Annotated in this window: 15 protein-coding genes; 9 read left to right on the top strand and 6 right to left on the bottom strand. The window is 72.5% G+C overall.

The features are described from left to right. Window positions 1-110 precede the first annotated feature (110 nt). The 3 genes from O2L52_RS09070 to O2L52_RS09060 are packed head-to-tail and all read left to right on the top strand — an operon-like array spanning window position 111 to window position 2384. Window positions 111-1454 carry a bifunctional folylpolyglutamate synthase/dihydrofolate synthase gene (locus tag O2L52_RS09070; RefSeq protein WP_344472014.1) on the top strand — a complete coding sequence of 448 codons (1344 nt, stop codon included), beginning with the start codon at window positions 111-113 and terminating at the stop codon, window positions 1452-1454. Then, on the top strand, window positions 1447-1860 hold the full coding sequence (locus O2L52_RS09065) for a DUF4233 domain-containing protein (RefSeq protein WP_270115048.1): 414 nt from the start codon (window positions 1447-1449) through the stop codon (window positions 1858-1860). Before O2L52_RS09070 ends, O2L52_RS09065 begins: the two co-directional genes overlap by 8 nt. Continuing rightward, entirely contained in the window at window positions 1857-2384 is a 528-nt protein-coding gene (locus O2L52_RS09060) for a GNAT family N-acetyltransferase (protein WP_270115047.1), read from the top strand. The genes O2L52_RS09065 and O2L52_RS09060 overlap by 4 nt, the downstream gene beginning before the upstream one ends. Here the strand turns inward: O2L52_RS09060 and O2L52_RS09055 are convergent. Both O2L52_RS09055 and O2L52_RS09050 read right to left on the bottom strand, forming a co-directional pair. Then, window positions 2381-2704, bottom strand: coding sequence for a hypothetical protein (locus O2L52_RS09055; RefSeq protein WP_270115046.1), 324 nt, complete (start codon window positions 2702-2704; stop codon window positions 2381-2383). The genes O2L52_RS09060 and O2L52_RS09055 overlap by 4 nt on opposite strands. Window positions 2705-2735: 31 nt before the next feature. Continuing rightward, window positions 2736-2948 (bottom strand): hypothetical protein, encoded by a 213-nt coding sequence (locus O2L52_RS09050; protein ID WP_270115045.1) that lies wholly within the window; start codon window positions 2946-2948, stop codon window positions 2736-2738. 206 nt (window positions 2949-3154) lie between these two features. Between O2L52_RS09050 and O2L52_RS09045 the strand changes: the two genes are divergently transcribed. The 3 genes from O2L52_RS09045 to O2L52_RS09035 are packed head-to-tail and all read left to right on the top strand — an operon-like array spanning window position 3155 to window position 6976. Next, window positions 3155-5020, top strand: coding sequence for an SCO2524 family protein (locus O2L52_RS09045; protein ID WP_270115044.1), 1866 nt, complete (start codon window positions 3155-3157; stop codon window positions 5018-5020). Window positions 5021-5022: 2 nt separating this feature from the next. Beyond that, window positions 5023-5967, top strand: a complete 945-nt coding sequence (locus tag O2L52_RS09040) for an SCO2523 family variant P-loop protein (RefSeq protein ID WP_270115043.1) — start codon at window positions 5023-5025, stop codon at window positions 5965-5967. A gap of 13 nt (window positions 5968-5980) precedes the next feature. Next, window positions 5981-6976, top strand: coding sequence for an SCO2522 family protein (locus O2L52_RS09035; RefSeq protein WP_270115042.1), 996 nt, complete (start codon window positions 5981-5983; stop codon window positions 6974-6976). On the opposite strand, the gene O2L52_RS09030 is transcribed toward O2L52_RS09035, so the two are convergent. Next, the gene (locus O2L52_RS09030; protein ID WP_270115041.1) at window positions 6973-7995 is read right to left on the bottom strand and encodes an SCO2521 family protein; all 1023 of its coding nucleotides are present in this window, start codon (window positions 7993-7995) and stop codon (window positions 6973-6975) included. The two genes, O2L52_RS09035 and O2L52_RS09030, sit on opposite strands and share 4 nt — an antisense overlap. A gap of 38 nt (window positions 7996-8033) precedes the next feature. Next, window positions 8034-9452, bottom strand: coding sequence for a VOC family protein (locus tag O2L52_RS09025; RefSeq protein WP_270115040.1), 1419 nt, complete (start codon window positions 9450-9452; stop codon window positions 8034-8036). Between the two features lie 252 nt (window positions 9453-9704). Here O2L52_RS09025 and ndk point away from each other — a divergent pair, with 252 nt between their 5' ends. After that, complete coding sequence (gene ndk / locus O2L52_RS09020; RefSeq protein ID WP_344471939.1) at window positions 9705-10154, top strand: nucleoside-diphosphate kinase; 450 nt, start codon at window positions 9705-9707, stop codon at window positions 10152-10154. A 57-nt stretch (window positions 10155-10211) separates the two neighbouring features. Here ndk and O2L52_RS09015 read toward each other — a convergent pair whose 3' ends face one another. Together O2L52_RS09015 and O2L52_RS09010 are read right to left on the bottom strand one after the other, a co-directional pair. Next, window positions 10212-10817, bottom strand: a complete 606-nt coding sequence (locus tag O2L52_RS09015; protein WP_270115038.1) for a nucleotidyltransferase family protein — start codon at window positions 10815-10817, stop codon at window positions 10212-10214. A 39-nt stretch (window positions 10818-10856) separates the two neighbouring features. Further along, complete coding sequence (locus O2L52_RS09010) at window positions 10857-12380, bottom strand: PucR family transcriptional regulator (protein ID WP_270115037.1); 1524 nt, start codon at window positions 12378-12380, stop codon at window positions 10857-10859. 244 nt (window positions 12381-12624) lie between these two features. Here O2L52_RS09010 and uraD point away from each other — a divergent pair, with 244 nt between their 5' ends. Both uraD and uraH read left to right on the top strand, forming a co-directional pair. Beyond that, a complete protein-coding gene (uraD, locus tag O2L52_RS09005; protein ID WP_270115036.1) occupies window positions 12625-13119 on the top strand; it encodes a 2-oxo-4-hydroxy-4-carboxy-5-ureidoimidazoline decarboxylase in 495 nt (164 codons plus the stop codon). Beyond that, window positions 13116-13445 carry a hydroxyisourate hydrolase gene (gene uraH, locus O2L52_RS09000; RefSeq protein ID WP_270115035.1) on the top strand — a complete coding sequence of 110 codons (330 nt, stop codon included), beginning with the start codon at window positions 13116-13118 and terminating at the stop codon, window positions 13443-13445. Before uraD ends, uraH begins: the two co-directional genes overlap by 4 nt. Window positions 13446-13447 lie beyond the last annotated feature (2 nt).

The following is a 13447-nucleotide window of genomic DNA, read 5'->3' as shown; positions in this document are numbered from 1 at the left end:
GGCCCCCCGCAACCGCCGGGCGCCCGGGGGCCCGGGGCCCCCCCCCGGGGCCCCCGCGGCCTTCACAACACGAATTTATGGCTCGCAAGCGTCGCCATGAGTGGGGGACAATTACATTGAACGCCGAACTGGCGCAAGTCGAGGCGCTCCTGGAAGCCCGCGGTTTCTCCCGCTGGGACTTCACGCTCGACCGCATCAAGCAGCTGCTCGACATGATGGGCGACCCGCAGCGGGCCTTCCGTTCGATCCACATCACCGGCACCAACGGCAAGACCTCGACCTCGCGCATGATCGAGCGGCTCCTGCGCGGCCACGGCCTGCGCACCGGCATGTTCACGTCGCCGCACCTCAACAGCGTCAACGAGCGCATCGCGATCGACGGCGAGCCGATCAGCCCCGACAAGCTCGCCGCCCAGTACTACGAGATCGCGCCGCTCGCCGAGCTCGTCGACCGCGAGGCCTCCGAAGCGCTCACCTACTTCGAGATGACCGTGGCGCTCGCCATGGGCGCGTTCGCCGACACCCCGATCGACGTCGGCGTCATCGAGGTGGGCCTGGGCGGTGAGACCGACTCGACGAACGTCCTGAACGCCGAGGTCGCGGTCATCACCCCCATCGGGATCGACCACACCAAGTGGCTCGGCGAGACCCTCGCCGAGATCGCGACGATGAAGGCCGGGATCGTCCACGAGGGCTCGACGCTCGTCACCGCGACGCAGGAGCGCTCCGCGATGGAGCCGCTGCTGCGCCGCGCCGACGCCGTGGGCGCGAAGCTCGTGCCCGAGGGCCGCGGCTTCGAGGTCACCGCGCGCGAAGTGGCCGTGGGCGGGCAGCTCATCACGATCGAGACCCGGGCCGCCCGCTACCAGGACCTGTTCCTGCCGCTCCACGGCGAGTACCAGGCCCACAATGCGGCGCTGGCGCTGGCGGCCGTCGAGGTCCTGCTCGGCGCGGGCGAGCCGAAGGCGCTCGACGCGGAGGTCGTGGGCGAGGCGTTCGCGGAGTTCTCCTCGCCGGGCCGCCTGGAGGTGGTGCGGACGGCGCCGACGGTGATCCTCGACGCCGCGCACAACCCGGCGGGCATGGAGGCCATGGTGCAGGCCGTGGAGGAGGAGTTCAACTTCCGCAAGCTGGTCGGCGTCGTGGGCATGCTGGGGGACAAGGAGACCGACCACATGCTCGAGCTCCTGGAGCCGCTGCTCGACGAGATCGTGATCACGAAGTCCTCTTCGGACCGGGCGATGCCGGCGGCGACGCTGGCGAAGATCGCCAAAGAGGTCTTCGGCGAGGAGCGCGTCACGGTGCTCCCGCACATGGCGGACGCGATCGCGCGCGGGATCGAGCTGGCCGAAGAGGCCGACGACATCTACGAGTCGGGCGGCGGCGTCCTCGTCACCGGTTCGGTGTTCACCGTTGCGGACGCCCGCCAGCTCCTGGTCGGTCGTCGTGGCTGAGCACGACGAGCAGGTGACCCCCGAACAGGCGGAGGAGCCCTGGAGCGAGCCCGACGAGGGCCGCTCGGGCCTGCGCGACCCGGCCCGGGCCGCGCGCAGCCTCGCCGCCATGGCGATGAGCTTCGAGGCGCTGGCGCTGCTGCTGGCGATCGTGCCGATGCGGATGATCCTGGACGACCCGACGCTCGCGATCACCGTGGTCCTCATTCTCACCGTGGTGTGCATCGTGCTGGCGGGCATGGCGAAGCGCCCCTGGGTCTGGCAGGCGGGCGCGGTGGTGCAGCTCGCGCTGATCGCGTGCTGGCCGATCCACTGGGCGCTCGGCGTGGCCGGGATCGTGTTCGCCCTCGTATGGGCCTACTGCTGGTATGTGAAGATCTCGCTGGGAAGGCCGCCGAAGCGATGACCCTGGAACTGAAGACCGAGCGGCTCGTGCTGCGGCCGATGCAGGCCGACGACGCCGCGGCGATGCAGGTCATGAATGCCGACCCAGAGGTCATGCGGTACATCGGCCGCGGCGTTCCGCTCTCCCTGGAGGAGACCGAGGCCCGCACCGCGAAAGCGGCGGCGCACTGGGACGCGCACGGTTGGGGCGTCTTCGCCGCCGTCGAACGCGACACCGGCACGCTGGTGGGTTGGGCGGCGCTGGCGACCCCGTCGTTCCTGCCGGAGATCCTGCCGGTCACCGAGCTCGGCTGGCGGATGCGCAGTGACCGCTGGGGCCGTGGCTATGCGCCCGAGGCCGCCCGTGCGGCGATGGGGTTCGCGTTCGGTGAGCTCGGCCTCGACCGCGTCGTCTCGTGCATCCACAGCGAGAACACGGCTTCGATCCGCGTGGCGGAGAAGCTGGGGATGCGGTTGGAACGCGTGACCTTGATCCCCGGCTACGAGGTCCCTTGCAGCGTCTACGAGCGCAGAGCGGGGCTTTAGCAGCTCGAGCCTCCTCCGTCGCCACCGCCTCCGCCGGAGTCGCCCCCGCCGCTGAAGCCCCCGCCGGAGTCGCCGCCGAAGAAGCCGCCGCCGCTCGAGTTGTCGCTGTAGCTGGGGCCGCAGTCGTTGCCGCCGGTGGCACCGCCGCTGTCGGAGCCGCCGGTCCACCCGTAGTGGTGTGTGCCGCCGCTGTAGCTGCCGCCGCCGTAGCCGCCGTGGTCGCGGTGCGCGCGCGTCACGGATCTGAAGACCGCTGAGAGGAGGGCGACGACCGCGGCGGTGCCGAGGATGACGACGAGGATGATGACGATGGCGCCCATCGGGACTCCTGCGGAGTAGAGGTTCGGAGACTCAGCGTACTGTCGCCGCGCCAGCGGCGGGGTCCGTGCGGTCGCCGCCCTGCCCGCCGCCGTGCGCGGTCCAGCCGCTCGGGATCGGTTCGCCGCCGGGCTCGCGGTCGGCGTCGGGCCGGACGGCGGTGCGCCGCCGGTCGCGGACGCCGGTGACGACGGCCGCGGCGCAGACGGCGCTGATGATCACGCCCGCGAGGATCAGTTCGACCATCTCGACTCCTTGCGCCTGAAGGGTACCGGTACGCCCGGTTTGCCGACCCTACTCATAGGACGCTCGCAGGCCCCGTCGCGGACGCCTCCGTTCTGTCGGGTAAGCGACTCAAAGCATTCTGTGCGTCCGTTCGTGTCACATGCGCGTGCGATAGTGGACCTGTCCGATTCGACCCGGTGAGCGCTCGGCGGTGATCCCCTGTGAAGATGCAGCCTCGGCAGCAGCTCCTCGACATCTGGCGGGCCCAGGTGGCCTACAGCTGGCGCGCTCCTGAAGCGGGCGGCAAGCGGAAGGCCTGGCACTGGGGCGGCCGCAACCAGTCCGACGCGGTGGGCGACGCCCAGCAGCTGCTGTGCCTGCTGTACCCCGCGCAGGAACTGCCCGAGCTCAACTACGCCGACCCCGACGCCACGAGCGACGCCGTCCTCGAGGCGTTCTCGGGGCTCGGCGACGCGGTCGAGATCCCGATCCGCATCATGCGGCTGGTCAGGGACTACATGGAGCGGCACGTCGACGACGAGGGCGTGCCCGTCTACTCCGGCGGCTCCAACATGCACCGCAAGGACCGCACCCAGCAGGCCCAGCCCGAGCAGCGCGCCATCGACGTCACGGAGGGCTTCGCGCTCGCGATCCCGCTGTGCCTCACCTCCCTGGCGTTCCTGCAGGACTTCCAGCCCACGGTCGACCGCATGGGCCGCGCCGACCTCGGCCGCGAGGTCGACCAGGTGCAGACGGCCATCCACCGGCGCCTCCTCGGCGCGATCACGGGCCTGCTGCGCTCGTTCGCGGTGTCCACGTTCGACGCCGACGACGACTTCGGCCGCCAGCTCATCGCCCTCATCAACGTCGACGGCCAGGCGGACCGCAAGATCGTGCGGCGCTTCCGGGAGAACGCGGACGACATCATCGCCACCCTGCGCACCATCACCGTGGGCTCGGGCGGCACGGCGGGCGTCGAGGCCCCCACGAAGCTCTTCGAGATCGGCTGGTCCTGGTCGGTCGTGGAGAAGGCCCCGGACATCCCGGACCTCTCGGACACGTCGACGCAGCGCCCCGGCCGCGCCGAGGACGCCCCGTACCTGTACTTCACCGTGGTGGCCCTCGAGGCGATCCAGGCCCTGTTCTCGCCCACGGTGATGCGCCGCAACCTCCTCTCCGAGGAGGAGCAGCGCCTCGCCCAGTCCCTGCAGCTGCGCATGGACGTCACCCGCCGCTACTGGGCCATGGTCGCGTCCTTCGGCGGCGGCTCGAAGTGGCCGCTCGAGGACGTCCCCTGGCGCACCACCGACGGCCTGGAGTACGACTACTACTCGCTCCTGGTGTGCGCGGTCGCGACCGACACCTTCGGCGCCTCCCGCGGCGGCGACGACGACCTCATCCGCCTCGGCGACGTCCTCGTCGAACTCGCCAACCGGGGCCGCATCACCCGCCGCGCCCTCGCGGGGGACCGCGCCGTCGAGACCCACTTCCCCGGCGTGAAGGCCGAACTCGCCGGCATCGAGAAGCTCGACGGCCCGTCCATGGTCTGGAACATGGTCGACTTCGCGCCGCTGCTGCTCAAGCGCCTCTACCACGCCGCGGGCCTGCTCGTGACCATCGAGGCCCGCGCCGAACTGCTCGAAGTGGCCGACCTCGTGTGGGACCACCTGGCGCGCAGGCGCATCCGCGAAGGCGCGGCCTCGCGCCTGTGGGACCAGCCCAAGCAGGTCTACGGCGAACTCGGCCACTGGTTCGAGGACCCCTCCTGGCACTTCACGATCCGCGTAGTCGAGGCCATGGTGCTCGCCGCCCAGTTCGCGAGCTCCGAACCGGCCCGCTCCCGCAGCCTCGAGGACCTGGCGCACGAACTCCTCGTCGAGGCCGAGCACGTCTTCGACCAGGAGCTGCTGCGCGGCTCCGGCCACGCCGGACCCGCGCTCGCGCAGGAGATCCGCTCGGTCGGCCTGACGATCCGCCACGCCAAGGAGGTCGTCGACGAGCGCCCCGGCACCGCGTTCGCCCTGGGCGTCAAGGCGCTCATCGACCTCGACCGGCTCATCGCCGCCGGGCGCGACGCCGCGACCGGAGTGTGACGATGCTGCTGTTCGCGACCTCGGACAAGGGCGGCACGGGACGCTCCGTGTCCTCGTCCAACCTGGCCTACCGGCGCGCCCTCCAGGGCGCCAACGTGTGCTATGTGGACTTCGACTTCGGATCGCCCACGGCCGGCGCGATCTTCGCCATCGACGACCTCGACCACGGCACCACCGGCAACGGCGTCCACGAGTACCTCCAGGACCTCGCCTCCGAACCCGAGCGCCACTCCGTGTGGTCGGCGACCGACCGGGCCGAACTCCAGGCCAGGCCCGACGGCGCGGGCGAACTCGTGCTCTGCCCCGGCGACGCCGACGGCTCCGAGTTCCCCGGCGACGACACCACAGTGGACCGCTGTGTGAAGCTCCTCCAGGAGCTCTCGCGCGAATTCGACCTCGTCATCGTCGACCTCTCCGCGGGCCGCTCCCACGCCACCGAGATGGTCATGGCCGCCACCGCCCGCCCCGAACTCGCCAACCTCCCCTGGCGGTGGATCGTCTACCACCGCTGGACCAAGCAGCACGTCATCGCCGCCCACTCCCTCGTCTACGGCGAACGCGGCCTCATCGAGACCAGCAAGGGCCTCGGCGATGACTACCAGCGCAAGCTCCTCGCCTCCATCCGCTACGTGCGCACGGCCGTCGTCGACCCCGACGGCGCCGACCTCTCCGGCCTCAAACCCACCCAGGTGCGCTGGCTGCGCAAGATCGACGCCGACCTCCACCAGATGGCCGCCCGCCTCAAACTGGGCCGCATGAACCTCCTCGGGTCGGTCCCGCTCGACCCGGTCCTGCAGTGGCGCGAGCAGATCATCACCGACGCCGACACCATCACGCTCGACATCGCCAACCAGGAGACCGTCAAGGCCTTCTCCGAGCTGGCCGTGCGCTCCGCCGAGGAGCTGTTCGCGCCCGGCCTCGAGGCCATCGCCCGCGGCATCGATTGAGTGGACCACGCCCATGACGTACGAAGAGACCAGCGCGAAGCAGCGGACCGAACGCTTCGGCATGTCGCACCTGTCGATCGAGGTCGGCCACCTCTACGCCGACGACCTCGCCCGGCCCGACACCCTCAAGGCCGAGATGGCCTCGGCCGCGGCCTGGGTCCACGGCACCACTGAGGCCCTCTCCAAGCGCCTCGGCGGGCGCCGCCCGCGCGTGAGCACCTGCTACCTCGTCGACGACTACAGCCAGCAGGGCATGCCGGCCCCCGAGGAGCTCATCAGCGTCATCAGCGAGGCCGCGGCCGACGCCGGGCTGCGCATCGACTACCTCGCCCGCGAATCCGCGTGCGCCCGCATGGGGCCCTTGCAGCTCGCCGGGCTCGTGGCCGACCGGATCGTGTTCGAGCCGCCGCCGGGCGCGAACGGCTCCCGCCCCACGGTGTCGCGCTCCGGCTGGTTGTGCAACGGCGTGCCCAGCCCCAGGCCCAAGGGCATCGCGATGGGCGCGCCAGACCAGTGGCGCCCGCCCAGCCAGAACGCCAAACGCGACCACTCGGTGTTCCTCGACGTCGAGCTCTGGAGCGACACCGACCAGGGCCGGCGCTGGTCCTGCCCGATGCTCGCCGCCGTCTGGCAGCTGCTGCGACTCGGCGTGCTGCGCAACCAGGGCCGGCGCATCGGCGTGCCCGAATCGGTGGCCGAGGTCGTCCCGGATGAGCACGGCCACGACCCGGGCCGCCCGGCGCGCGCCCGCTTCCCCGAGACGTGGGAGGCCATGCCGCCGATCCTGCAGCTGGAGCCCGAGGCGTTCCCGTTCCCCGCCTACCGCACGGTCTCGATCCTCTCGGTGAACTACCTGGAGGTCGAGCACGCGGTGCGGGTCATCTGCGGGTCCGTGCGGCCCGAGGCGAGCGCGGTCGAGATCATCCGCAAGTCCGCCGAGCGGGAGGGCCTGGTCCTCCCCGACGAGCTCGTGGACCGCCTCAGCTACATCTTCCAGGGCCCGCTCTAACGGTGGAACACGCCGCCGGGCCCGCCGGCCTGGCGCTGGCGCTGCTCCATCAGGTCGAGGATCTGCGCGGCGAGATCGGCCGCGCCGTAGTCGATCTGGGACCGCACGCGCTCGGTCATCGTCGTCCACTGCCGGGTCAGGCCGGGTCGCCGTTCCAGTGCGTCCCACATGAACTCGAGGTCGGCTGCGGTGCGGGCGCCGGCCGACCACAGGTGCAGGAGGTGGTCGACGACGGGCCGGAGGGTGCGCAGCGTGTGCCGCGAGTCCTCGCCGATCTTCGCGAGCGCGACGCGGGCGGCGACGGCGGTGAGCAGCCAGTCGTGGACCGCGAGGTCCTCGGCGGCGGCGGCCACCTGCTCGGGGTCGACGGGTCCGGTGACCATGTGCAGGCGGCGCCTGTCGTTGCCCGCCAGGCGGAATGCGACCGAGGCGGGCCTGCCGGGGTCGGTGATCGCGACCCAGCGCAGCCGCGTGGAGCCGGTCTTGATGGGCGGGCGCTGGTCGAACATGGGTCGGGCGAGGACGTCGTGGATGGAGTGGCGGGCGACTGCGGCGGTGTCGAGGAGTTTCGCGCGGTCGGCGCGGCGTTCGGCGATGAGGTAGCCCTCGGCGAGGCGGTGGGGTTCGAACCTGCCGATGGCCTCGAGGGTGCCGGGCCTGGCGAGGTAGTGCGACCACGGCCGGCGCCGCGGATGCTCGGAGTCGGATATCGCGGCCCACGCGGATCCCTGGAGGAGCTGCCCGCCGGTGAGGACCGCGCGGGAGGAGACGGAGCCGACGGCCCGGAGGGACCCGTTGCGGTCGTCCTCGTCGGTGTGGTGGCTGTCGGGCTTGGGCCCCAAGGGGAGTCGGCAGTCGACGCCGTGCAGGAGCACGGGCGAGGCCGTGTGCGGGACCGGGCGCGCCCACTGGACCACCGCCTCGCCGACCGCGAGCGAGAGCGCCGCGCGGGCCTCCTCGGGGGTGAGGGGGCGCGAGTGCGGCAGCAGCGCGGTGTGGATCTCGCCGACGATGAGCATGGCGCTCGCTCCTGTTCGCTCGGGCGGGAAGGCTTCGGCTAGTCGCGCTCCCGGTGCTCGGTGATGGCCAGGCCGTGGCCGTCGGGGTCGCGGAAGGCCGCGGCCCGCATCTCGTAGTTCTGGCCGAGCAGCGCGGTGCGCGGCAGGTGCAGGAACTCGACGCCGGCCTGGTTCATCTCCGCGAAGGTGGCGTCGATGTCGCCGACCTCGAAGGTCAGGTGCATGACGCCGGTCTCGCCGGGCGGCGCGTCCGGGCGCTCCCAGAGGAGGATCTTGCCGAACCCGGCGTCGAGGATCGCGGCCTCGTCGGTGCGGTCGGCGATGTGGAGTCCCAGTGCGTCGGTGTAGAACTCGACCGAGCGCTGGAGGTCCGCGACGATGAGGGTGGCGGCCACGTCCGTGACGTCGGTGGCGTTGAGGCGCTGCTCGGAGAGGAGCAGTTCGGCGAGGTCGTCGGCGAGGCTGCTGCCTTCGGCGGAGGTCCGCTGCCGGGGCGGCGACGGGGCCTTGAGCTTGGTCACGGCCTCGGCGATCGGCCCTTTCGTCGGCGCCCCTTGCGAACCTGGCGGGTCCGCCGGCGGCGCGGGTGCGGCCGTCTCGGCGGCGCTCCCGTGCGTGCCGGGCGCGTCGCCGCCGACCTGGTCGGTCGGGAGCGTGAACGCCCCGGGCGGCACGCGGTCGGGCGGCGGGTCGTTCGGCAGGGGCGCGGACTCGGCGACGGGCGCCGGCGGTGCGGGCTCGTCGTCCTCGTCGTCGATGAGTTCGGCGTCGATCGGCTCGGTGATGAGCGTGCGCCCCGGCGGGGGCACGACGGCGGTCGCGACCGCTTCCGGTTCGGCCGCAGCGGGTTCGACGATCACGACGGCGGGCGCGGTGGCGTACACCGGCGCGGGCGCCGCCGCCGCTGCGGCCGGGGCCTCGGCCTTGGCGGGCTCAGGGCGCGCGGGCGGCTCGAACAGGTCGTCGAGCGAGCTCGCGGCGGGTTCCCGCACCGCGGCGGGGCGCGGCGGGTCGTCCTCGACGATGAGGTCCTCGAGCCGGTGCTGCCCGATGAGCGGCGGGGCCGGGACGGGCTGCGGGAAGCGGCGCGCGGAGTGCTCGACGGTGACGAACGCGATGCACCCGGCGAAGCAGGCGAACGCGGTGATGGCGATGCCGACGCTCTGCGCGCCGACCGCCATGGAGGCCAGGAAGAAGGAGAGGATCAGTAAAGTGATGGCGCCGACCGCGTGGGAGGTGCGCCACCGCATCCGCCTGTCGCCGTTGAGGGTCGTGCCGATCGCCTCGCCGCCCGCCGAGTGGTGCTGCCGCGAGTGCAGGTCCTTCAGGGCGTGCTGGTTGATCGCCCACCAGCGGGCTTCGCGCGAGCGGCGCTGCTGGTCGAGCATGAGCCGCTGCTGGCGCAGCTGCTCGGCGGTCGCGCCCCGGCCCGCCGCCTGGCGTGCGGTGCGGGGCATCGGCTTGCCGGGCGCGGCCTTGCGGACGCCGGGCTGCGCCTTCTTCGGGGCGCCGCCCTTCGCGCCGCCTTTCGCGCCTCCGCGTGCGGCCCCGCTTTTCGCGCCGCCCCTGCTGGGCGCCTTGGAAGGCCGTGGGGCCGGCCTCGGCGGTTGACTGCCACGTGCCATCGGGGACACCTCATCCACAACTGGGAGAACCGGGTTGCACGTGAATCGTACGTGGGTGAGGCAACGGACACAACATCCCTTACGATGGCAGCCAGAATCCGACTGACACTTTCGAGGAGTCCTCCCGTGGCCGAACAGCGCACGCTCGTCCTGATCAAACCCGACGCGGTCCGGCGCGGGCTCATCGGCGAGGTCCTGTCCCGCTTGGAGCGCAAGGGGCTGCGCGTCGAGCAGATGCGCCTGCGGACGATGGACGGGGCGCTCTCGGACGCGCATTACGCCGAGCACGTGGGCCGCGAGTACTACGACGGGCTGAAGACGTTCATGACGTCGGGGCCCCTGGTGAGCCTGGTGGTCTCGGGCGACGAGGCGATCCCGGTGGTGCGCAAGCTGGCCGGGGCGACGGACGGCCGCAAGGCCGAGCCGGGCACGATCCGCGGCGACTTCTCGGTGTCGAACCAGCAGAACCTCATCCACGCCTCGGACTCGGAGGAGTCCGCGAAGCGCGAGATCGACCTCTGGTTCGCCGCTTAGCACCTGGTGACCGCACCACTGACGACGCTGGCAGCGGCACGGGGCTCTTGAGGCGGTCTAGCTCGGTATGAGGTGGGGCCCGCCGGCGGGCCGCGTCAGCGCCTCCAGGTCGGCCTGCGTGTCGATGTCGAGCGGGTCGCCGGGGCACTCGACCTCCCGCACCAGGTGCGGGTTGGCGGCGAGGAAGTCCCGCGCGCCCCGGTCGCCCACGGCGCCGGCGGCGATCGCGTCGAGGTGCTCGCGCGCGAAGTACATCGGGTGGCCGCGCCGGCCCGCGTAGACGGCGACCGCGACCGCGGCGCCCTCCTCGGCGGCGCCGATGACGCGCCTGACCGCTTCGGGGACGATCCGCGGCTGGTCGACCAGGGTCACGACGACCCCGTCGTAGCGCTGCGGGACGGCCGCGAGCCCCGCTTTGAGCGAGGTCGAGAGCCCCTGCCCCCAGCGCCGGTTCATGACGGGAGTGAACGCCTCCGTGGCGGCGGCGAGCGCCTGCTCGGCTCCCGCGCCGAGCACGGCCAGCACCTGGCGGCACCCCCCGTTGTGCAGGGTGGCGACGGCCCGGTCGAGCAGGCTGCGGCCGTCGAACTCGGCCAGGGCCTTCGGTCCGCCGAAGCGCCGTCCGGCGCCGGCGGCGAGCACCAGGCCCGCGGTGTTCTTCATGTGTTCCCCCCTTTTGCGCGGCCCCGGGCGGGGCCGCGTTCACTCCAGGCTCACCGCGAGGGCGAGGTCCATCCGGTCGAGGGGGTTGCGCAGGTCGCGGCCGGTCAGCTCTTCGACGCGCCGCATGCGGTACCGGACGGTGTTGACGTGCAGGTGGAGGCTCGCGGCGCACTGGCGCCAGGAGCCGTCGCATTCGAGGAACCGCCGGAGGGTCGGCAGCAGGTCGGAGCGGTGGCGGGCGTCGTATTCGAGCAGCGGGTCGAGGACGCGGGTGCGGAACGCCTTGCTGACGTCGGCCGGGACGGCGGCCAGCAGCATCCGGTGCGAGACGAGGTGGTCGGGTTCGGCGATGTCGACGCCGCCGGGGCGCGGCTGCGCGAGCGCGGCCGTGTGCCGGGCCTGCTCGAGGGCGCCGCACAGGCCCGCGGGCGAGCGCACGGGGTCGGCGAGGCCGATGCTCACGGCCCCGTTCCCGCCCAGGCCCGAGAGGACCTTCGCGCACTGCCGGGACCAGTCCAACAGCTTGGGCCGCTCTTCGGCCGAGCCGGCGGGGCCCGCGAGCACCGCGACCGTCTCGTCCCCGATCGTGGCCCAGGCGGCGACGGGCGGCTCCAGCGGATCGCCCGCCTGGCCGGCGACCGCTTCCGCGACCGCGACCTCCCGCAGGGCGGCCGGTTCGCCGACGGCGGCGATGACCGTGACCGTGCCGCCGACCGGCAGGCCCGCCGAGCGCATCAGGTGCTCGTCGATCCGGCCCTCCCGCAGCGCGGCGACCAGTTCGACGTGCGGGGCGGGCCGCACGGCGGGGTCGTCGAGTTCGAGCATGAGGAGGGCCGCGAGCTGCTCGGCGACGAGCCGCCGCTCGGGCGCCCAGTGCGTGTGGTCGTCGTCGATGACGAGGAACCGGCCGGTGTGGAGGGTCGAGCCGATGCCGAACACCGAGTAGGCGCGGTGCCGGTCGAGGGTCACCTTCTGCGGCAGGCGCTCCGAGGCGTGCGCGCGGGCCACGACCGCGGCCCGGTCGGTCTCGCCGAGCTCCAGGCCGCCGCGCAGCGCCCGCCCGGTGGGGGAGAGCACCTGGCACTCCATGCCGAGTTCGGCGCGGATGAGTTCGAGGATCTGCCCGATCCCGTCGGCGGCGATGAGCCGCCGGTGCCGGTCCAGCAGGGAGGCGAGGTCCCCGGAGCGGCCCACGGAGAGCCGCTGCACGATCCGCTCGGTGATCTCGGCGAACGCGACCGCCGCGTCCACGGCGAACAGGGGCAGGTCGTGGCGGGCGCACGCGTCGACCAGGTCGACCGGGACCGAGTGGAACTCGGGGTGGTCGCCCGCGCCGAGGGCCGTCACACCCGCCGCGATCAGGTTGCGCACGTACGCGTCCGAGTCGTCCTCGGCCCGGCGCCACATCAGCCCGGTGAGGACCAGTTCGCCGCCCGAGAGGTACCGGCGCGGGTCGTGCATGTCGGTCGGCACGACCCAGCGGATCTCGCGGTCGAGATGGTGGCGGCCCGAGACCAGGGTCAAGCCCAGCTCGGGCATCTGCAGCAGAGAACGGAGTCGCATGGTGTGGCCCCCAGGGGTCCGGCCTTTCACAGGCGCGTCGGGACGCGGTAGGCAACTCCACCATAGCGCCGCGGAACTGGGGTCTTTAGACGATCCTCCAGCATTTAACGGCGGGGAAACCAAGGTTTCATAGCCGAACACAGTGCCCCCGGCCTCGGGTTTCGGCTTCACTTATCCCACACGGCGAGTTCGTGGGACGGTGAGGGCATCGAGCCGTCTATCAAGAGTGGACCAGGAGGCGCCGATGTGGACTCTCGGAGCGTTCGACACCGCCGATCCCGAGGACGCGGTCGCGGTGCTCACGACCTGCTGCGCGTCCCGGGCCTGGGCCGAGAAGGTCGCCTCCGGCCGCCCGTACCGGACCGTGGCCGCCTTGCGGGCCGCCGCGCTGGCCGGGTTCGACGAGCTCCCAGAGTCCGAACTCGCCGTGGCGCACGCCGCGCACGCCCCCATCGGGAAGCCGAAACCCGCAGGTGAGGACCAGTGGTCGCGGGGCGAGCAGTCCCGTGCCCTCGCCGCGGGCGCCACGGTCCATGACGAGCTCGCGGCGGCGAACGCCGCTTACGAGCGCCGTTTCGGGCGGGTCTTCCTCATCTGCGCCACGGGCCTCACCGGCGAGGAGATCCTCGCCGAAGCCCGGCGCCGGCTGGGGAACGACGACGCGACCGAGCACCGGGAGGCGGTCGCCGAACTGCGCAAGATCGTGGCCCTGCGCCTGGAGAAGGCGGTGCGGCCGTGAACGAGACCTGCACCGTGTCCTCCCACGTCCTCGACGCCGTCACGGGCCGCCCCGCCGCGGGCCTCCTCATCACCCTCCTCAGGCAGGACCGGGACGGGTACACCGCGCTCGCCTCGGCCCCCACCGACGCGGACGGCCGCGTCACCGGCTGGCGCACCGCGCCCGGCCCGCACCGGCTCCGCTTCGAGACCGGCGCCTGGTTCGCGCTCCGCGACACCCCCACCTTCTACCCGGAGGTAGAGATCGCCTTCACCGCCGGCGCGGGCCACAGCCACGTGCCGCTCCTGCTCAGCCCGTTCGCCTACTCCACGTACCGGGGGAGCTAGCC

It is taken from the genome of Glycomyces algeriensis, from assembly GCF_027622855.1.
Taxonomy (GTDB): Bacteria; Actinomycetota; Actinomycetes; order Mycobacteriales; family Micromonosporaceae; genus Glycomyces; species Glycomyces algeriensis.
Note: the sequence above shows the minus strand (reverse complement) of the source record. Positions and strands in the feature narration are given on the sequence as shown.